Genomic DNA, 17,681 nt, shown 5'->3' with positions numbered 1-17,681 from the left:
GGTTCCGATTCATCCCAAGTGAGGCCCCCTCCATGCACAGCACTTCGCGTGCGGCCGCCGGCAGCGGCCGCCACCGCAAGCCCAAAGAGATGCGTCCGACGGCCCGCCGGGCGATCGTGATAGCGGCGACCGCCCCCATCGCCGCGACGATCCTGTCCGCGCCGTCCGCGTTCGCCGCCGACGGCGGATCGACCCCCCGGCAGCACTCCCATGTGAACGTGCTCCCGACGGACCCGGAGGAGGCCGGCGAGAGCGCCACCGGGGCGGAGAACGACGGCGCGGAAGGAGTCGTCGAGCGCCTCGCCGTCCCCTCCGAGACCGACGGGACCGACGGGACCGACGGGTCGGACGGGACGGACGGGACGGCCGAGGACGGGCCGACGTTCGTGAAATCCGTCAGGCCCGGCGCGAGCGACACCGCCCCCGACGACCGGACCGTGGACCAGATCATCGCCGACGCCCTCGACGCGCGGATCGACGACCCCCGGCTGGGGACCGAGCTCAGCGGTGTGGTCATCGACGCCGCCTCGGACGAGGTGGTCTGGGACCACAACGCGGACACCGCGCTGATGCCCGCCTCCAACACCAAACTGGCGACCGCCACCGCCGCGTCGACCGTCCTCGGCCCCGACCACAGGTTCACCACCCAGGTCGTCTACGCGGACGGCACGCTCACCCTCGTCGGCGGGGGAGACCGCACGCTGACCACCGAGGACCTGGGCGCGCTGGCCGACGCCGCGGTCGCGGGGCTGGACAACGCCGGTCTCACCTCGGTGGAGGTCCGCGTCGACGACAGCCTCTTCCCCGAGCCCACCCTCGCCACCGGCTGGAACGCCGACTACCACCCGAACGAGGTCGCGCCGGTCCGTGCCCTGGTGGTGGACGGACGGGCCGTCGAGGACACCGCCCTGGACGCCGGTGAGGTCTTCGCCGGGCTGCTCGCCGACCGGGGTGTCACGGTCGGCGGCGAGGTGACCCGCGGGGTGGCCGGGGAGAGGGACGCCCTCGTGGCCGAGCACCGGTCCGACGCGCTGTCCACGATCGTGAAGCACATGCTCAAGGTGAGCGACAACAACATCGCCGAGTCGCTGCTGCGGAGCACCGCGCTCGGCGCCGGCCGCACGGCCACCTTCGAGGACGGCACGGCGGTCGTGCGGGACGTGCTGAGCGGCACGTACGGCGTGTCCATGGAGAACTTCGAGATGTACGACGGCAGCGGGCTGTCCCGCGCCACCCGCATCCCCGCGCGGACCCTGGCCGACATCCTCGACCTGACCACCGACCCCCGCTACGCCGGCGTACTGAAGCACGTCGCGGACGGTCTGCCCGTCGCCGGTGAGGAGGGCGGCACGCTGGGGCCCGAGTGGGGCCGGTTCGACACCGAGGACTCGCAGTGCGCGGTGGGGGAGGTCAGCGGCAAGACCGGCACCCTCACCGGCGCGATCGCCCTGAGCGGCATCACACAGGGGGAGGACGGGCGCTGGAAGGTCTTCTCCTTCGTCGAGAACGGCTCCACCGCCCCGAACGACGACATCAAGGACGCCCTGGACGGTCTCGCCGCCTCGGTCAACGGCTGCAACACCTGATTCCCGGGTCCGCCGAACGCGGGACCGCCCCCGGACGGCGGCGTCCGGGGGCGGTCCTGTGGCTGTGGCCCTGGGGCCGTGTCCTTCCTTCGGCTAGTTCAGCCCGTTGTCCATGGCGGTGACGAGTTCACCGTTCGTGGTGTCGCCGCTGAACTCCCAGAAGAAAGCGCCGCCGAGGCCCTGGCTGTTGGCCCAGGCCATCTTGGAGTTGATGGTGGCCGGGGTGTCGTAGGACCACCAGTTGTTGCCGCAGTGGGCGTACGCGGTGCCCGCGACCGTGCCGTTGGCCGGGCAGCTGTTCTTGAGGACCTTGTAGTCCTCGATGCCCGCCTCGTAGGTGCCGGGGGCCGCTCCGGTGGCCGTGCCGCCGGGGGCGGACTGGGTGACACCGGTCCAGCCACGGCCGTAGAAGCCGATGCCGAGGAGCAGCTTGCTCGCCGGGACGCCCTTGGCCTTCAGCTTGGCGATCGCGGCGGCCGAGTTGAATCCGTCCTGCGGGATGCCGTTGTACGACGTCAGCGGCGAGTGCGGGGCTGTCGGACCCTGCGCGTTGAAGGCGCCGAAGTAGTCGTACGTCATCACGTTGTACCAGTCGAGGTACTGGGCGGCGCCGCCGTAGTCGGCCGCGTCGATCTTGCCGCCGCTGGAGCCGTCCGCGGTGATGGCGGCGGTGACCAGGTAGTCGCTGCCGAACTCGGCGCGCAGCGCCTGGGAGAGGTTCCTGAAGGCCGCCGGGCCGCTGGTGTCACAGGTCAGACCGCAGGCGTTCGGGTACTCCCAGTCGATGTCGATGCCGTCGAAGACATCGGCCCAGCGCGGGTCCTCCACCACGGCCTTGCAGGACTTGGCGAACGCGGCCGGGTTCTGCGCGGCCTGGCCGAAGCCGCCGGAGTAGGTCCAGCCGCCGAAGGAGTACAGCACCTTGATGTGCGGGTACTTCGCCTTGAGCTGGCGCAGCTGGTTGAAGTTGCCGCGCAGCGGCTGGTCCCAGGTGTCGGCCTGGCCGCTGACGGACTGGTCGGCGGTGTAGGCACGGTCGGTGGCGGCGTAGGAGTCGTCGAGCTTGCACTGCCCGTTCACGACGTTGCCGAACGCGTAGTTGATGTGGGTGATCTTGGCGGCCGAGCCGGACGTCACCAGGTTCTTGACGTGGTAGTCGCGGCCGTAGACGCCCCACTCGGTGAAGTAGCCGAGGTTGATCTTCTCGCCGGGGGGCGGCGGTTCCTCGGTGTTGCCGGTGGTGCGGACCTTCACCGCGGCGCTGGCGGGGCCGGTCTGGTCGGCGGTGTCCCGGGCCTGCACGGTGTAGGAGTAGTCGGTGCCCTTGGACAGCCCGGTGTCCGTGTGCGTGGTGCCGGTGACGGTGGCGACCCTGGAGCCGTCACGCAGGACGTCGTAGTTCTTGACGCCCTTGTCGTCGGTGGCGGCCGGCCAGGACAGCCGCACCGAGGTGTCGGTGACGTTGGAGGCGGTCGGGGTGCCGGGGGCGGACGGGGCCTCGTCGCCGGGGACGGAGGTGCCGTCACAGCTGCCGCCGTTGAGCCTGCAGCCGGAGGGGGAGCCGGAGCCGCTGCCGTTGAAGCCGAAGCTGACCGACGCCCCGGGGGCGAGGGTGCCGTTCCAGCCGACGTTCTTGGCGGTCCAGTGGTCCCCGGAGTTGGTGACGGTGGCGTCCCAGGCGGAGGTGACCTTGGTGCCGGAGGGGAAGTCCCAGTCGACGGTCCAGGAGTTGATGGTCGTGGTGCCGGTGTTCTTCACCGTCCACTTGCCCTCGAAGCCCGAGCCCCAGTCCTGGGTCTTGGCGTAGGTGGCGGTCGCCGAGGTGGCGGCCTCGGCCGGGCTCGCGAGGCCGACGAGGCCGGCGACGGGGAGCAGCAGGGTCGCGAACCCTGCGGCGGCTCTGTGTCTGAAGCGCATGCTGCGCCTCCTTATGGGGAGAAGCCGTTGTGGATGTGACTGAGCCATCACATCCGCGGTGCCGCGAGAATAGAAAGGTCTGGACCACGGGTCAATAGGTCTGGACCACTGTCCTCGAAGTTCGCCCCGGAAACCCCTTAGATCCCCAACTCCTGAGCGAGAACGGCCGCTTGTACCCGGCTGCGCAGCTCCAGCTTCCCCAGCAGCCGGCTGACGTGTGTCTTCACCGTCGCCTCGGCCATGCCGAGCCGGTCCGCGATGCCCGCGTTGGACAGCCCCTCGCCCAGACATGACAGCACCTCGCGCTCGCGCCGCGTGAGGGAGTCCAGCACCGCGGCGTCGGCCGGCACCGGCCGGGCGGGTTTCGCGGCGAACTCGGCGATCAGCCGCCGGGTGACGGCCGGGGCGACGATGCCCTCGCCGGCCGCCACCGTGCGCACCGCCGTGATGAGGTCCGCCGCCTCCGTGTTCTTCAGCAGGAACCCGGCCGCACCGGCCCGCAGCGCCCCGAACACGTACGCGTCGAGGTCGAACGTGGTCAGCACCAGCACATCGGCGAGCCCCTCGCCGACCACCTGCCGGGTCGCCGACACCCCGTCGAGCCGCGGCATCTGTACGTCCATCAGCACCAGGTCGGGACGGAGTTCACGGGCGAGCTCCACCGCCCGCTCCCCGTCGCCCGCCTCGCCGACCACCTCGATGTCGGGCGCGCTGCGCAGGATCAGGACCAGCCCCGCGCGGACGGCGGACTGGTCCTCGGCGATCAGGACGCGGATCATCAGCTGTCTCCTGGCGCGATGTCGGTGACGGGGAGGGTGGCGCGCACCACCCACGAGGTGCCCTCCGGGCGGTGCTCCGGCCCCGCCTCGAACGTGCCGTCCAGCAGGGCGGCCCGCTCCCGCATGCCGATGAGCCCGGCCCCCGAACCCGGCGCGCGCGGGGCGTCCCGGCCGCCGTAGGGGCTGCTCACCCGGATGTCGAGCCTGTCGGCCGGACGGCGCAGGCGGACGGTGACCGTCCCCGGCGCGGCATGCTTGAGCGCGTTCGTCAGGGACTCCTGGACGATCCGGTATGCGGCGAGCTCGACCGGTGCGGGGACCTCGCCGTGGACGGCGTCGAGGGTGATGTCGAGACCGTTGGCACGCGCGCCCTCGACCAGGGTGCCGAGACTGTCCAGGGTGGGGGTCGCCGCCGGTTCCCGGTCGTCCTCCCCGTCGCGCAGGATGCCGATCAGCCGTCGCATCTCGGACAGTCCCTGCACGCTGTTCTCCCGGATCACACCGAGCGCCTCACGGGAGGTCCCGGGGTCGTCGAGGGAGAGCGCGGCCGTGGAGTGGATGGCGATCGCGGAGAGGTGGTTGGCGACCATGTCGTGCAGTTCGCGGGCCATCCGCGCGCGTTCCGCGACCACCGCCTGGGTGCGGTCCATCTCCGCGAGCAGCGCGGTCTGTCCGGCGCGCAGCCGGGCCGAGTCGGCCGCGTCGCGGTGGCTGCGCACGATGAGGCCCGTCGACGCGGGCGCGAACGTCACCGCGCCCACCACGAGACCGGTCAGCAGCGCCTCGGGGACCCGCCACACGGCATAGGGCACCAGGGTCGCCGCGACCGTCAGCATGCCGGTGACCCACGGCAGCCGGCGGGCCGTGGCGGGCGTGCCGTACAGGACGGCGGCGTACATGAGATCGGTGTACATCACGATCGTGGCGATGCTGCCCCGGGTCATGGTGTCCGCGATCAGTGCCAGCGTGCCGACCGCCAGGGCGGTGCGCGGTGCGGTGCGGCGCAGCAGCTCGCAGCCGGCGATCACGGCCAGCGGCACCAGCAGCGGCCACCGTCCCCCGAAGAGCACGACCGGATCGTCGCCCGGCCGCACGCCCAGCCCGAACCCCCACAGCAGCAGCCCGCCGCCGAGTCCGGCGAGCGCGACCCACAGGTCGAAGCGGGGAGGGCGGGGCGGTCGCAGGGCCATGGCTCCATCCAACACGGTGCGCGCACCCGGCGCCCGGTCCCCGGGAAGGGTCCTGGACTGCGACTTTCGATGTACCGGGAGTTCATCGGCGGCGACGACGCAACGGGACGTACCGGACGGGAGCCTGGGAGGGTGACCGAGAGGAGTGAACCGTGATCGTCGCCTTGATCGTCGCCTGCGAGATCGGCTTCTGGGTGCTGCTGGCCGCCGGACTGGCCTTCCGCTACCTGTTGAAGATGCCGCGTACCGGCCTGGCGCTGCTGCTGTGCGAGCCGGTGCTGGAGGTCGTCCTGCTGGTCGCCACCGCGCTGGACCTGAAGAACGGCGCGCAACCGGACTGGACGCACGGTCTGGCCGCCCTCTACATCGGCTACACCGCGGGCCACGGTCACCGCACCGTGAAGTGGCTCGACGGCCACGCGGCGCACCGCCTGGGCGGGGCGCCGAAGTTGCTCGGCCCGCCCCGCTACGGCACGGCCCGCGCCCGGCACGAGACCAGGCTCTGGCTGGGCACCCTGGCCGGCGCCGCCGTCGCGACCGCGCTGCTCCAGCTCGCCGTCTGGTACGTCGGCGACCCGGGCCGCGTCACGTCCCTGGAGGACTGGCGCCTCACCGCATGGCGGATCGCCGGAATCCACGGACTGGTGGCCCTGGCCTACTGGATCTGGCCGAAGAAGGCCCCCGCGGGAGCCGTGGAGGCCGGGGGCGCGGACCGGGAGCGTGCGGGCCGGTGACGTCGGCGGCCGGGAGCGTCCGCGCGGGAGCGGGCCTGCCGGCGACCGGCCCGGAACCGTGGCTGTCCGCCGGAGAAGTGGACGGCGGGAGGGCGGCGCGGCCCGGCGGTGTGGCCGGGGCAGAAGGGCGGGGCCCGGTCGGGCCGGCGGCGCGGGCCGGGCGGGCTCTCCCGGTGGCCGCCGGCCGGGATGACCGGCGCCTCGGAGGACGGCGGCGACGGCGATTCCGGCCGCGAGCCGGGTGACCGGGGGAGGACCGGAGCCGACGGCGGTCATCGGCCGGTGGCGGATGCCGGTGCGGTCCCGGCGGTCACGCCCGCCACGGTGGGCGTGGTGACGATGGGTGCCGGCGGCGCGAAGGCCGCGTCGGGCCTCTGCCGGTCTTCTGCCGGTCTTCTGCCGGACCTCTGCCGGGCCGCGCGCGGCGGCCCGGTGGAGCCCCGGCAGGGCTCAGCGCTCCCCGCCCGGCACCCACAGCACGTCCCCGGTCTCCTTGTTGGCGATGCGGGCCAGGATGAACAGCAGGTCGGAGAGCCGGTTCAGGTAGGTGGCGGTGAGCGGGTTCATGGTCTCGCCGTGCGCCTCGAGCGCCGTCCAGGTGGAGCGCTCGGCCCGGCGGACGACCGTGCAGGCCTGGTGGAGCAGGGCGGCGCCCGTGGTGCCGCCGGGCAGGATGAAGGAGCGCAGCTTCCCCACCCGCTCGTTGAACCGGTCGCAGTCCGCCTCCAGCCGGTCGACGTAGAACTGCTCGACCCGCAGCGGCGGGTACTTCGGGTCCTCCGTCACCGGCGTCGACAGGTCCGCGCCCACGTCGAACAGGTCGTTCTGCACACGGGTGAGGACCTCGACGACCTCTTCCTCCAGACCGCCCAGGGCGATCGCCGTGCCGATCACCGCGTTCGCCTCGTTGGCGTCGGCGTAGGCGGAGATCCGCAGATCGGTCTTGGGCACCCGGCTCATGTCACCGAGGTTGGTGGTGCCCTTGTCGCCGGTCCGGGTGTAGATGCGCGTCAGATTGACCATGGGGTCAGCCTAGTGACGTCACGGAGGTCCGCAGTGCGCGTGTGGCCAGGGACACGGTGGGGCGTGCGGGGCTCAACTGCGCCGTACGAAGCGCTTTCTGACCCCGCCGGTGTGATGTCCGTCATGTGAGACGTGACGCGCGTTACTTACCGGTCACACAGCGCCTCGCGAACGCTAATGTCCGCTTCTGGAGAACAAGACAGCGCGTATCAGGGAGTCGCACAGTGGCACGCAAGCTCGCCGTCATCGGGGCCGGTCTCATGGGGTCCGGCATCGCCCAGGTCTCCGCTCAGGCGGGCTGGGACGTCGTCCTGCGCGATGTCACCGACGCGGCGCTCGCGCGGGGCACCGACGGGATCAAGGCGTCGTACGACCGGTTCGTCGGCAAGGGGAAGCTCCAGGCGCGGGACGCCGAGGCCGCCCTCGCCCGGATCACCGCCACCACCGACCTGGACGCCTGTGCGGACGCGGACGTCGTCGTCGAGGCCGTGTTCGAGAAGCTCGAGGTCAAGCACGAGATCTTCCGGGCGCTCGACAGAATCGTGCGCGAGGACACCGTACTGGCCTCCAACACCTCCGCCATCCCGATCACCAAGATCGCGGCCGCGACGGAGCACCCGGAGCGCGTCGTCGGGGCCCACTTCTTCTCGCCGGTGCCGATGATGCGGCTGTGCGAGCTGGTCCGCGGCTACAAGACCAGTGACGAGACGCTCGCCAGGGCGCGGGAGTTCGCCGAGTCGGTCGGCAAGACCTGCATCGTCGTCAACCGCGACGTCGCCGGCTTCGTCACCACCCGCCTCATCGCCGCCCTCGTCGTCGAGGCCGCCAAGCTCTACGAGTCGGGTGTGGCGAGCGCCGAGGACATCGACCTGGCCTGCAAGCTGGGCTTCGGCCACGCCATGGGGCCGCTGGCCACCGCCGACCTGACCGGTGTCGACATCCTGCTGCACGCCACCGACAACATCTACACCGAGTCCCAGGACGAGAAGTTCGCCGCCCCCGAGCTGATGCGCCGGATGGTTGATGCCGGTGACATCGGGCGCAAGAGCGGGCAGGGCTTCTACGAGCACTGACACCGCGCACCCGCCCCGGAGCGCATCACACGCCGGGGTGAATTCGGTATCGGTTCGCTTACAGGCAGCAACCCCGGCGGCCGCCGGGCCGTCAGAGGTTGCGTCACCGGCCTTTGAGGACATCACGGAGCAGCAAGACGGAGCACGGGGAGCGCATATGTACATCAGGGGCGACCACGCCGAGCTGGTCGTCGGGGGCCGCCTCGACGTCCGCAGCGCGGCGGACGCCCGTACGGTCCTGCACTCGGCCGTCGACGACGGAGTCGGCGACCTGGTGCTGGACCTGTCCGATCTGGACTCCTGGGACGCCACCGGACTCGGCGTGATCATGGGAGCCCACCGACGGGCCGGCCGGTGCGGCCGGCGCCTGGTGCTGCGCGACGTACCACCGCAGATGCAGCGCCTGTTGGTGGCCACCCGGCTGCACCGGATCCTGGCGATCGAGGGGGGCATCGGGGTGGAGACGCTGCCCCGTGTGTGAGGCCGTACGCGTCACCGGCGGACGGCCCGCGGACCGGCGCCGGCGTCCGGTGGACCGGCCGGGCCCCGCACATCCGCACCGTACGACCCCCGCACAATCCTCACGAGACTGTGATGTCCCGGACCGCCCGGTACCCCGGACTGTCGTAGATACTGAGCGAAGGTTTAGGGTTCGGCTGCCCGCTGCCTTGCAACCCTCGAGCGGGCCCGGACCAGAAGCGACAGCGCGGTGTGCAGCGAGGCCGGGGAGGGCTTCAGCCACGACGCTTTTGGGGGGCTAGGACCGATGGACCCGAACAACCCGGGACCCGAGGAGTACGGCCACGACGATGGGGACACCTCCCGGTCATGGGAGTCCCCCGGCCCGGGCGCGGACGAGGCCCGCGGAAGCGACGCCCCGCGTCAGCGTCCCGCACGGGAACACCTCACCTCCGACTTCGGCCAGCACGCGCCCGCGCTCGCCCGCACGGTGCAGCTGGTCTCCGGCGACTTCCTGCTGACCGTCAACCCCGTCGACGGCGGCGAGATCGAGCACTGCCCGCCCACCGAGCGGCCGGCCCGTCCCGCCAAGCTCACCGAGGCCGAGCGGGCCGAGGTCGAGCGGGCCGCCCGGCCGCCCGTCCCGCCGGGTCCCACCCCGCCCACGCTGCCGCTGCTGGCCCGTCAGGACGAGCGCGAGAAGCTGGTCCGGCTGCTCGCCCGCGGCCGCTCCGTACGCCTCGCAGGCCCGCCCGGCTCCGGCCGCACCCGGCTCCTCGACATCGTCGCCGAGGACTGCGCGGACCTCGCTCCCGACGGTGTGGTCCGGCTGAACGGCCTGGGCCGCTCCGCCGACGACCTGCTGTACGAGCTGTTCTACGCCGTCCACGACGCGCCCCTGCACCGCCCCGACCGGGACGAACTCACCGAGTGGGTCCGTGACATCGGCGCCGTGGTCGTCCTGGACGACCTCGAGCTCGGCGGCGCCGCCCTCGACGCGCTCCTGGAGGCCACCCCCGAGTGCGCCTTCCTGTTCGGCGTCGCCCCCGACGTGCCCGAGCCGTCCGCCGAAGCCGGTGTGGAGGAGGTCGTCCTCCCGGGTCTCGACCGCGCGGCCGGCCTCGACCTGCTCGAGCACGCCGTCGGCCGCGGTCTCACCGAGGACGAGTCGAACTGGGCCGGCGACCTGTGGTTCGAGTCCGAGGGCCTGCCGCTGCGCTTCGTCCAGGCCGGAGCCCTGCTGCGGCAGCGCGACCGGCTGCGGGCCGGCACCAGCGCCGTCGACGAGTTCGGCGTCTTCGAGGACGTACGGCCCGACGAGACGCCCTACGACCCCGCCGCGGACGACAGCGATGACGTACCGCTGCCCTCGCTGGGGGAGGCCGCCGCGCCCGCCCCGCTCCTCGCCTCCCGGCTCAGCACCTCCGCCCGCGCCACCCTGCGGTTCGCCGTCGCGCTCGGCGGCGAGGTGCCCCATCAGGCACACCTGCCCGCCCTGGTGGGCGACACCCACGCCGACGCCGCCCTCGGCGAGCTGGCCGCCTGCGGACTGGTCTCCCCGACCGGCTCCCGCTTCCGGCTCGCCGCCGGGGTGCCGGCCCAGCTGGAGGCCGCCGGGTACGCCGACGAGGCCGAGGCCCAGGTGCGCGCCGCCGCCCAGCACTACGCCTGGTGGACGGGGCACCCCTCGGTCACCCCGGAACGGGTGTGCGCCGAGGCCGACGCGGTGCTCGCCGCGCTCGCCGTGCTGTCGCCGCTCACCTCGGCCACCGGCGAGGGCGAGCCCAGCACCGCCGTGCAGCTCGCCCGGACCGCCGCACCGGCGTTCGCCTCCGGGCTGCACTGGAGTGCCTGGGAATGTGCGCTGCGGGCCGGCGCGGAGGCCGCCCGGCTCGCCGGCGACGTGGGTGAACAAGCCTACTTCCACCACGAGCTCGGCATCCACGCGCTGTGCGCCGGACAGCTCGACCGGGCGCGCACCGAACTGGAGGCGTCCATCGGGCTGCGCGGCGCCCTCGCCGACAAGCGGGGCACCGTCGCCGGGCGCCGGGCCCTGGCCCTGGTCGCCGACCGCTCCGGCATCCCGCTGGCGATCGCGCCCACCGCGGGGGAGGAGGTGCCCGACGCCCAGTTCGAGGAGTCGGCCTCACCGCCGCGGGTGCCCACGGCGTTCCCGGAGCTTCTGCCGCCCGCGGAGACCTCCCTGGTCATGAGCCGCACGGTGCCGTCACCGGCCGCGCTGCCGGCCGGGCCGGGGGGCGGGCTGAAGAGCCTGGCCAAGCGCAATCTGGTCGCGGCCGGCGCGGGCGCGCTGCTGGTGGCCGTGCTGGGCACGGTGGTCACCCTCGGCGCCACCTCCGAGAACGACGCCGGCACGCCGTCGGAGAACGTCGGCGTCAACCCGTCCGCCAGCCAGGGCATCGACGACGGCAGCCTGGGTGCCGACCCGGCGGCCGGGGACGACGAGGGCGACACCGGCGACGCCACCAGCCGGCCGACCGACCCGGGCGCGGACGGCACGCTGGGCACCTCGGACGACCCGGCACCGACGGCGGGGGAGCCGGACGAGCCGTCGGACGACGCGAGCGGTACGAAGAAGCCGGGCGATCAGACGAAATCTCCGTCGAAGTCGCCGTCCAAGACGCCGCCCGATCCCACCACTTCCGCGTCCCCCGACCCGAGCGGCCCGGATCCCGACCCGGACCCGGATCCGGACCCGAGCGGGCCCGAGACCTCACCGGATCCGAGCGACAGCGACCCCGGGACCACGCCGCCGGGGGAGCCCTCCACCAGCGACTCCGCCAGCGGCACAGCCCCCTCCATCCCCGTGGAGACGGACTCTGACGCCGACACCCCGCAGAGCACCGGCGTGGGCACGCCCAGCAGCCAGGAAACGGTGATCTGACCCGTAGCAGGGCACGCGGGAGGGCCGGGGTCCGCACGGACCCCGGCCCTCCTTGCCCGCCGTACGTCAGAACAGCCGCAGCTTGTCGTCCTCGATGCCCCGCATCGCGTCGTAGTCGAGGACCTGGCAGCCGATGCCCCGGTCGGTCGCCAGGACCCGGGCCTGCGGCTTGATCTCCTGGGCGGCGAACACACCGCGCACCGGGGCGAGATGGGGATCGCGGTTGAGCAGCTCCAGGTAGCGCGTGAGCTGTTCCACGCCGTCGATCTCGCCGCGCCGCTTGATCTCCACCGCGACGGTCCGCCCCTCGGCGTCCCGGCAGAGGATGTCGACCGGTCCGATCGCGGTCATGTACTCGCGGCGGATGAGGGTGTAGCCCTCGCCGAGGGTCTCGATACGGTCGGCCAGCAGCTCCTGGAGGTGCGCTTCCACGCCGTCCTTGATCAGGCCGGGATCGACACCGAGTTCGTGCGAGGAGTCGTGGAGGATCTCCTCCATCGTGATGATGAGCTTCTCGCCCGCCTTGTTGACGACGGTCCAGACGCCCTCCTCCTCGCCGGTGCCCTCCTTCAGCGCACAGGGCGGCGACATCCAGTTCAGGGGCTTGTAGGCCCGGTCGTCGGCATGGATCGAGACGCTGCCGTCCGCCTTGACCAGGATCAGACGGGGTGCCGACGGCAGGTGCGCGGTGAGCCGTCCGGCGTAGTCCACGGAGCAGCGGGCAATGACGAGACGCATGGTCGGCAACGCTACTCGACCGGCCGGGGTCGGCGCGATCCGCCCTGCGGACGGCCCCCACAGCCGCCCCGTGGGACCCAGGTGACGCGTCCTGAATCTCCTGGAAAACGCGTGTTCGGCGATGGCCGATTACCGGCCCACAGGAAGTCCCGCATCCGGGCGTTCTCCTGGTGCCGTCACGGTCCGTTGCTTACGGTATTGAACGGGAGGTCGCGAAGCGTGTACGCAGCGTGCCCGATTTCGCGCGTTCCCTTATCTGTCAGGCAACCCCTGTTCGTCGGGGGTGCGAGAGGAGAACCCATGTCGCTCGACGTCTCACCGGCCCTACTCGAACAGGCCGAGCGAGGCGAGGTCGACGAAGCTGACTTCGTCGACTGCGTCCGGACCTCCCTGCCCTTCGCGTGGGAGATGATCAGCTCTTTGGTGGCTCAGCTGAAGGTGGACGGCGGACCCTTCGCCGACAACCAGACGCCCCCGCCCGACGAGCAGGCGCGCGGTCAGCTGCTGCGTGCGCTCGCGAGTGACGCGATACGCGGCGCGCTGCAACGGCACTTCGGTGTACGGCTGGCCTTCCAGAACTGCCACCGGGTGGCGGTGTTCCCGCTTGACTCCTCGGTCGACGAGACGCTGTCCCGCTTCACCTCGGCGCGCAATCAACTGCTGAACCAGTCCCCGGAACTGCGCGACTGCTGACACGTCATCGTTCGCTTGCCGCTCCGTACGCGGGAGGTGCGGTTCGTACCGGGGCGGCAAGCCGACGTGGGACCCCGGCCCGTCAGTTCCGGGCGAGCCGGGGGAGTACCTCGGCCCCGAGCCGCCGTACGTTCTCCTCCGTCGCCGCCAGATCGCCGGAACCCTCGACGAGCAGGGCGAAGCGGGAGATGCCGGTCCGCTCGCTGGTCGCGGCGAGCCGGTCGGCGCACAGCCGCGGGGTGCCCACCGGGTGCAGCCCGCAGAGCAGTTCGGTGTAGGCCAGCGGATCGCGCAGCTGCCGCTGCCGTCCGTCCACCGTGACATGGGCCTGGAGTCCTTGCCGCAGCCAGCCGGGCATCGCCTTGAGCAGGATCTCCGCCGCGTCCGTGCGCCGGTCCGCGATCTGACAGACCCCGGCCGACACATGGGCCGCGCGGTGGATCTCCCCGGCCGGCCGGCCGCTCGCGCGCGCGTGGCGCCGCCACAGGGCGACCATCTCGGCCTTCTCCTCGTCCCCGATGTGCATGCCGAGCAGCATCGGCAGCCCGCGCTCGGCGGCCAGCCGGACGCTCGACGGGGAGGTGCACGCGAGAACGACCTCGGGACCCTCGGTCTCGGTCAGGGACTCCGACGGGCGCGGTACGACGGGCACCTCGCGGAAGCGGTACCGCTCGCCGTCCGCCCCGACGGAGGGTTCGCGCAGCCAGCGCACCAGCAGATCGAGTGATTCCGGGAACCCCTTCTCGTACGCCTCGAGGCCGGCCCCGAAGACCTCCAGGTCCACCCACGGCCCGCCGCGCCCGAGGCCCAGCGAGAACCGGCCGCCGCTGGTGATGTGCAGCAGCGCGGCCTGTTCGCCGAGGGCGACGGGGTGGACGGTGGGCAGCACACTGACCGCCGTGCCGACCCGCAGCCGGCGGGTGCGGCCGAGCAGCAGCGCGGCCAGGGTGACGGCCGACGGGCAGGTGCCGTAGGGCACGAAGTGGTGCTCGGCCAGCCAGACCGTGTCGAGCCCCGCCTCCTCGGCCACCTCGGCCGAGCGGACCGCGCGGTGCAGCGCCTCCCCCTCGCCCTGCCCGGGGAACTGGGCGGCCAACACGAAACTTCCAACGCGCATTGCTTTCCTGCTTCCTTGGCTCCGACGCGGAGCTCCCCCGCAGGGCATAACCGCGCGACACGTGCCGAGGACACGGCCGGGCGAGCGATTTTGCGGATTGTCTGCAGAATGAGCGTCGCCGGGGGCCGCCGCATCGCCACGGGAGGGGACTTGTGACGATTGGTTCCGTACGCCTGCCCCTGCTCGTGCCGCGTAGGCTGGACGCGGTTCCCGCTCCCTGTATAGCCCCGTGAGGTGTCCTGTGTCCCCGCGTCGCAACCGACCCAAGGGAGCCGGTGCGTCGTCCGGCCGGACCGCCGGGGACGACCGTTCCGGACGCTACGGGGGCTGGCAGACCACGGAGCGCTGGCAGGGCGAGGAGTGGAGCGTACGGCACGTGGCGGGGGCCAGCGCGCAGGGCAAGGCCTACCGCTGTCCGGGCTGCGACCAGTTGATCCCGGACGGGGTGCCGCACGTGGTGGCCTGGCCGGAGCACTCGGGCGTCGACGACCGCCGGCACTGGCACAAGGCGTGCTGGAACGCCAAGGACCGCCGCACCACACGGGTGCGGCGGTCCCGCAACGCGCCGAGGTTCTGAAGGTTTCTACCTTTGATCTTGCGCAGTGCTCCGGCCTTCAGGGCGGAGGTGAAGCGCATCTCAGAACTGCTCTGACCTCTGCTGTGGGCACGGATCTGCGCCGTTGACCGCGCCCACGACGGCCGTCACACGGGGCGCTGTTGGTTTTCGATGTACTGGCGGACGACGGTCAGCGGCGCTCCACCACAGCTTCCGGCGAAGTAGGAGCCGGACCAGAAGTGGCCACCCCGCAGGTAGCGGCGGACGTGAGCGTCGTACTCCTTGCGCAGGTAGCGGGAGGAGACGCCCTTGAGGGAGTTGACCAGCTTGGAGAGCTGGACCTTGGGCGGGTAGTGCACGAGCAGGTGGACGTGGTCCTCTTCTCCGTTGAACTGCTTCAGTTCAGCCTCGAAGTCCTCGCAGACCTCTCGCATGATCTCTTCGCAGCGCGTCAGCATCTCGCCTGTCATGGCCCTGCGCCGGTACTTGGTGACAAAGACCAAGTGGACATGGAGATTGTAGACAACATGACGACCGGTACGCACATCGGGATTTGGATTCCAACGCGGTGACATAGACCCAATGGTACGGTGATCGCTTGGCAACGGAACGTGCGCAGGAGAAGCGGCCGTTCGGGCACCGCGCCCGGCTGGCACTGACCCCTGCACAGATCCGGCTCGTCGACGCCCAGGCGCACGCCGCCCGTACGACGTGGAATCTCTTGCACGACTGGTGGACGATGCTGCCGAAGGGCAAGCGCACGCTTGCCGCGGCGGACGCCGCGATCCGCCAGGCCCGCAGAGACATCGGCTGGCTCGCGGCCCTTCCCGCCCAGGCAGCCCAGGCGGTGTTGAAGACGTACTTCCAGGCGTGGAAGAACTGCTGGGACGGCCGGGCCGAAGCGCCGAACTTCAAGGCCCGTTCGCGCACGGTGATGAGCGTGGACGTCCCGCAGGGCCGCGACCTCCAGGTCAAGCGCGTGCACCGCCGCTGGGGCATGGCCAACATCCCCAAGATCGGCCGTGTCCGCTTCCGCTGGACCAAAGACCTACCCATCGGCAAGGCCGCCGGTACCGACAACAAGATTACCGGCGCCCGGCTGGTCAAGGACACGCTCGGCTGGCACATCGCCTTCCGCGTCCAGACCCTCAACGCCGTGCCCGAGCCGCACACCGGTCCCGCGGTCGGCATCGACGCCGGAGTCAACATCCCCCTGGCTCTGTCCGACGGCAACCACCAGGACCACGGTCGCCCCGCCCGCCTCCCGAACGGCACGGCCGACCGGGACAAGTGGCTCAACCTCGATGAAAAGGCCAAGCTGCTCCGTCTGGAACAGCGAGCCGCGCACCGCAAGAGCTTCCGCAAGCCGGGCCAGGAAACGTCCAGCCGGCTGAAGCGGACCTACGACCAGATCGCAAGCCTCCGCGCGACAGCCAAGCGCAGGGCGAGCGACTGGCAGCACCAGACCACCACCCACCTCGCCCGTACCTACGGCGTGATCGTGGTGGAAAGACTGGACATCCCGAACATGGTCAAGAGTGCCAGAGGCACCGTCGAGAACCCGGGGAAGAACGTCGCCCAGAAGTCCGGCCTCAACCGCTCCATCGGCCAAGAGGCGTGGGGACGCACCGTGACGATGCTGACGTACAAGGCCGCCCGCCACGGCGGCACCCTGCACAAGGTTCCCGCCCCCGGCACCTCCCGGCGCTGCTCGATGTGCGGCTTCACCACGCCGGGCAGCCGGGAGTCCCAGGCCGTGTTCGTATGCAAGAACGAAGGCTGCGGCTGGTCCGACAACGCCGACCACAACGCAGCCCGGAACGTCTTGCACCTGTACCGGATGAGCCACGCGCTCGTCCCGGCTGCCGGAAGGGCAGTCGGCAGGCGCCCACGAGGCGTCAAACCCGCCACCGCAAGGTAGGAGGGAATCTCCCGGCTTCAGCCGGGAGAGCACTTCAAACGTCCCGCTTCTCCAGCAGGGCGAAGGCGCCGCCGAGCGCGGCCCCGGTGGCCACCAGCATGATCCACAGCGGGTCCCAGCCGGACGGTCCCGACTCGCTCAGGGAGTTGGCGTAGAAGATGCTCATCTGGTTGGGGATGGAGTACTCGAACAGCGCCTGCTGAACGTCCCGGAGCGAGGACGAGAACATGAACAGCGCGATCACCAGCGGAGCGAGCACGGCGCCGATCATGATGGTGATGGCCCCCGCCGAGTGCCGGATGACCGACCCGATCGCCAGCGACAGCGTGCCGAGCAGCGCCACGTAGAGCGAGATACCGATCGTGCCCTTGAGCCACTCCTCGCCGGAGGGGGCCTCGGTGCTGTACTCCTCCAGCAGCGACTCGTGCAGGAGGCCGACGAGCGTGGCGCACACCAGCGTCACCGCGAAGGCGAGCAGGAAGAACACCAGGGCCTTCGCCAGGAGCACCCGGCCGCGCGAGGGGCAGGCGACCATCGTGGTGCGGATCATGCCGGTGCCGTACTCGGAGGCCGTCGTCAGTACGCCCAGCGTGATGACGCACATGCTGCCGAGCAGCAGTCCGAAGAAGCCGAGGGCCAGCGGGCTCTCGCTGCCCATGTCGGGCTCCGAGCTCGAGACCACGAGACCGGTCAGCAGACCGATGCCGACCACCAGCAGGACGAACACGCCCAGCGTCCACAAGGTGGAGCGCACGGACTTGATCTTCGTCCACTCGGAGGCGAGCGCGTTCCCGAGGTGGGTGCGCACCACCGGGATGGGCGAGGTGTAGCCGGGGTGGTTCCGGCCGGAGTCGGGGTACGGGGAACCGGCTGCCGCCTGCCGTTCGGGTGCGGCGCTCTGCGGCATCGGGGGCGGGGGCGTGCTCATCGGGCGTCCTCGGGCTCGGTCAGGTCGGGGGCGGGGGCCAAGGAGGGCGCGGCGGCCGGCGC

At 71.6% G+C, this 17,681-nt stretch carries 16 protein-coding genes; 8 read left to right on the top strand and 8 right to left on the bottom strand.

Features of this window, described 5'->3' with window-relative positions; genetic code table 11:
• The first annotated feature begins 32 nt into the window (after positions 1-32).
• Complete coding sequence (gene dacB, locus HTV45_RS21105; RefSeq protein WP_251692495.1) at positions 33-1,586, top strand: D-alanyl-D-alanine carboxypeptidase/D-alanyl-D-alanine-endopeptidase; 1,554 nt, start codon at positions 33-35, stop codon at positions 1,584-1,586.
• Between the two features lie 93 nt (positions 1,587-1,679).
• On the opposite strand, the gene HTV45_RS21100 is transcribed toward dacB, so the two are convergent.
• The 3 genes from HTV45_RS21100 to HTV45_RS21090 all read right to left on the bottom strand — a co-directional run bounded on the left by HTV45_RS21100 (position 1,680) and on the right by HTV45_RS21090 (position 5,472).
• Entirely contained in the window at positions 1,680-3,503 is a 1,824-nt protein-coding gene (locus HTV45_RS21100; RefSeq protein ID WP_215207390.1) for a glycoside hydrolase family 18 chitinase, read from the bottom strand.
• A 137-nt stretch (positions 3,504-3,640) separates the two neighbouring features.
• Positions 3,641-4,282 (bottom strand): response regulator transcription factor, encoded by a 642-nt coding sequence (locus HTV45_RS21095; RefSeq protein WP_215207389.1) that lies wholly within the window; start codon positions 4,280-4,282, stop codon positions 3,641-3,643.
• Positions 4,282-5,472, bottom strand: coding sequence for a sensor histidine kinase (locus HTV45_RS21090; protein ID WP_215207388.1), 1,191 nt, complete (start codon positions 5,470-5,472; stop codon positions 4,282-4,284). Before HTV45_RS21090 ends, HTV45_RS21095 begins: the two co-directional genes overlap by 1 nt.
• A 152-nt stretch (positions 5,473-5,624) precedes the next feature.
• Here HTV45_RS21090 and HTV45_RS21085 point away from each other — a divergent pair, with 152 nt between their 5' ends.
• Positions 5,625-6,206, top strand: a complete 582-nt coding sequence (locus tag HTV45_RS21085; protein WP_215207387.1) for a hypothetical protein — start codon at positions 5,625-5,627, stop codon at positions 6,204-6,206.
• Between the two features lie 450 nt (positions 6,207-6,656).
• Here the strand turns inward: HTV45_RS21085 and HTV45_RS21080 are convergent, their stop codons facing one another.
• Positions 6,657-7,229 (bottom strand): cob(I)yrinic acid a,c-diamide adenosyltransferase, encoded by a 573-nt coding sequence (locus HTV45_RS21080; RefSeq protein WP_215207386.1) that lies wholly within the window; start codon positions 7,227-7,229, stop codon positions 6,657-6,659.
• A 224-nt stretch (positions 7,230-7,453) separates the two neighbouring features.
• Here HTV45_RS21080 and HTV45_RS21075 point away from each other — a divergent pair, with 224 nt between their 5' ends.
• The 3 genes from HTV45_RS21075 (at position 7,454) to HTV45_RS21065 (ending at position 11,666) form a co-directional block, all read left to right on the top strand.
• The gene (locus tag HTV45_RS21075) at positions 7,454-8,302 is read left to right on the top strand and encodes a 3-hydroxyacyl-CoA dehydrogenase family protein (protein ID WP_215207385.1); all 849 of its coding nucleotides are present in this window, start codon (positions 7,454-7,456) and stop codon (positions 8,300-8,302) included.
• 157 nt (positions 8,303-8,459) lie between these two features.
• Entirely contained in the window at positions 8,460-8,783 is a 324-nt protein-coding gene (locus tag HTV45_RS21070) for an STAS domain-containing protein (RefSeq protein WP_215207384.1), read from the top strand.
• Positions 8,784-9,068: 285 nt separating this feature from the next.
• Positions 9,069-11,666: an ATP-binding protein gene (locus HTV45_RS21065; RefSeq protein WP_215207383.1), complete on the top strand. Its 2,598-nt coding sequence runs from the start codon at positions 9,069-9,071 to the stop codon at positions 11,664-11,666.
• Positions 11,667-11,732: 66 nt separating this feature from the next.
• Here the strand turns inward: HTV45_RS21065 and nucS are convergent, their stop codons facing one another.
• A complete protein-coding gene (nucS, locus tag HTV45_RS21060) occupies positions 11,733-12,404 on the bottom strand; it encodes an endonuclease NucS (RefSeq protein ID WP_215207382.1) in 672 nt (223 codons plus the stop codon).
• A 300-nt stretch (positions 12,405-12,704) separates the two neighbouring features.
• On the opposite strand from nucS, the gene HTV45_RS21055 reads away from it, so the two are divergent.
• Positions 12,705-13,097, top strand: a complete 393-nt coding sequence (locus tag HTV45_RS21055) for an SCO5389 family protein (RefSeq protein WP_215207381.1) — start codon at positions 12,705-12,707, stop codon at positions 13,095-13,097.
• Between the two features lie 82 nt (positions 13,098-13,179).
• Here the strand turns inward: HTV45_RS21055 and HTV45_RS21050 are convergent, their stop codons facing one another.
• The gene (locus tag HTV45_RS21050) at positions 13,180-14,214 is read right to left on the bottom strand and encodes an LLM class flavin-dependent oxidoreductase (RefSeq protein WP_215207380.1); all 1,035 of its coding nucleotides are present in this window, start codon (positions 14,212-14,214) and stop codon (positions 13,180-13,182) included.
• Between the two features lie 241 nt (positions 14,215-14,455).
• Here HTV45_RS21050 and HTV45_RS21045 point away from each other — a divergent pair, with 241 nt between their 5' ends.
• Positions 14,456-14,791, top strand: a complete 336-nt coding sequence (locus tag HTV45_RS21045; RefSeq protein WP_215207379.1) for an ATP/GTP-binding protein — start codon at positions 14,456-14,458, stop codon at positions 14,789-14,791.
• A 125-nt stretch (positions 14,792-14,916) separates the two neighbouring features.
• Here the strand turns inward: HTV45_RS21045 and tnpA are convergent, their stop codons facing one another.
• Positions 14,917-15,345 carry an IS200/IS605 family transposase gene (tnpA, locus tag HTV45_RS21040; RefSeq protein ID WP_215207378.1) on the bottom strand — a complete coding sequence of 143 codons (429 nt, stop codon included), beginning with the start codon at positions 15,343-15,345 and terminating at the stop codon, positions 14,917-14,919.
• A gap of 23 nt (positions 15,346-15,368) precedes the next feature.
• On the opposite strand from tnpA, the gene HTV45_RS21035 reads away from it, so the two are divergent.
• On the top strand, positions 15,369-16,691 hold the full coding sequence (locus HTV45_RS21035) for a transposase (RefSeq protein WP_251692494.1): 1,323 nt from the start codon (positions 15,369-15,371) through the stop codon (positions 16,689-16,691).
• 34 nt (positions 16,692-16,725) lie between these two features.
• Here HTV45_RS21035 and HTV45_RS21030 read toward each other — a convergent pair whose 3' ends face one another.
• Complete coding sequence (locus HTV45_RS21030) at positions 16,726-17,619, bottom strand: ABC transporter permease subunit (RefSeq protein ID WP_215207377.1); 894 nt, start codon at positions 17,617-17,619, stop codon at positions 16,726-16,728.
• Positions 17,620-17,681 lie beyond the last annotated feature (62 nt).

Source organism: Streptomyces sp. CHD11, from assembly GCF_018638295.1.
GTDB lineage: Bacteria > Actinomycetota > Actinomycetes > Streptomycetales > Streptomycetaceae > Streptomyces.
This window is presented reverse-complemented; position numbering and strand designations above follow the sequence as displayed.

What these genes read in the sequence shown, in the direction of transcription:
- HTV45_RS21090 (WP_215207388.1), bottom strand. Translation starts at nt 5,472, where the DNA reads ATGGCCCTGCGACCGCCCCGCCCTCCCCGCTTCGACCTGTGGGTCGCG.
- dacB (WP_251692495.1), top strand. Translation starts at nt 33, where the DNA reads ATGCACAGCACTTCGCGTGCGGCCGCCGGCAGCGGCCGCCACCGCAAG.
- tnpA (WP_215207378.1), bottom strand. Translation starts at nt 15,345, where the DNA reads ATGTCACCGCGTTGGAATCCAAATCCCGATGTGCGTACCGGTCGTCAT.
- HTV45_RS21095 (WP_215207389.1), bottom strand. Translation starts at nt 4,282, where the DNA reads ATGATCCGCGTCCTGATCGCCGAGGACCAGTCCGCCGTCCGCGCGGGG.
- HTV45_RS21065 (WP_215207383.1), top strand. Translation starts at nt 9,069, where the DNA reads ATGGACCCGAACAACCCGGGACCCGAGGAGTACGGCCACGACGATGGG.
- HTV45_RS21055 (WP_215207381.1), top strand. Translation starts at nt 12,705, where the DNA reads ATGTCGCTCGACGTCTCACCGGCCCTACTCGAACAGGCCGAGCGAGGC.
- HTV45_RS21030 (WP_215207377.1), bottom strand. Translation starts at nt 17,619, where the DNA reads ATGAGCACGCCCCCGCCCCCGATGCCGCAGAGCGCCGCACCCGAACGG.
- HTV45_RS21050 (WP_215207380.1), bottom strand. Translation starts at nt 14,214, where the DNA reads ATGCGCGTTGGAAGTTTCGTGTTGGCCGCCCAGTTCCCCGGGCAGGGC.
- nucS (WP_215207382.1), bottom strand. Translation starts at nt 12,404, where the DNA reads ATGCGTCTCGTCATTGCCCGCTGCTCCGTGGACTACGCCGGACGGCTC.
- HTV45_RS21070 (WP_215207384.1), top strand. Translation starts at nt 8,460, where the DNA reads ATGTACATCAGGGGCGACCACGCCGAGCTGGTCGTCGGGGGCCGCCTC.
- HTV45_RS21080 (WP_215207386.1), bottom strand. Translation starts at nt 7,229, where the DNA reads ATGGTCAATCTGACGCGCATCTACACCCGGACCGGCGACAAGGGCACC.
- HTV45_RS21100 (WP_215207390.1), bottom strand. Translation starts at nt 3,503, where the DNA reads ATGCGCTTCAGACACAGAGCCGCCGCAGGGTTCGCGACCCTGCTGCTC.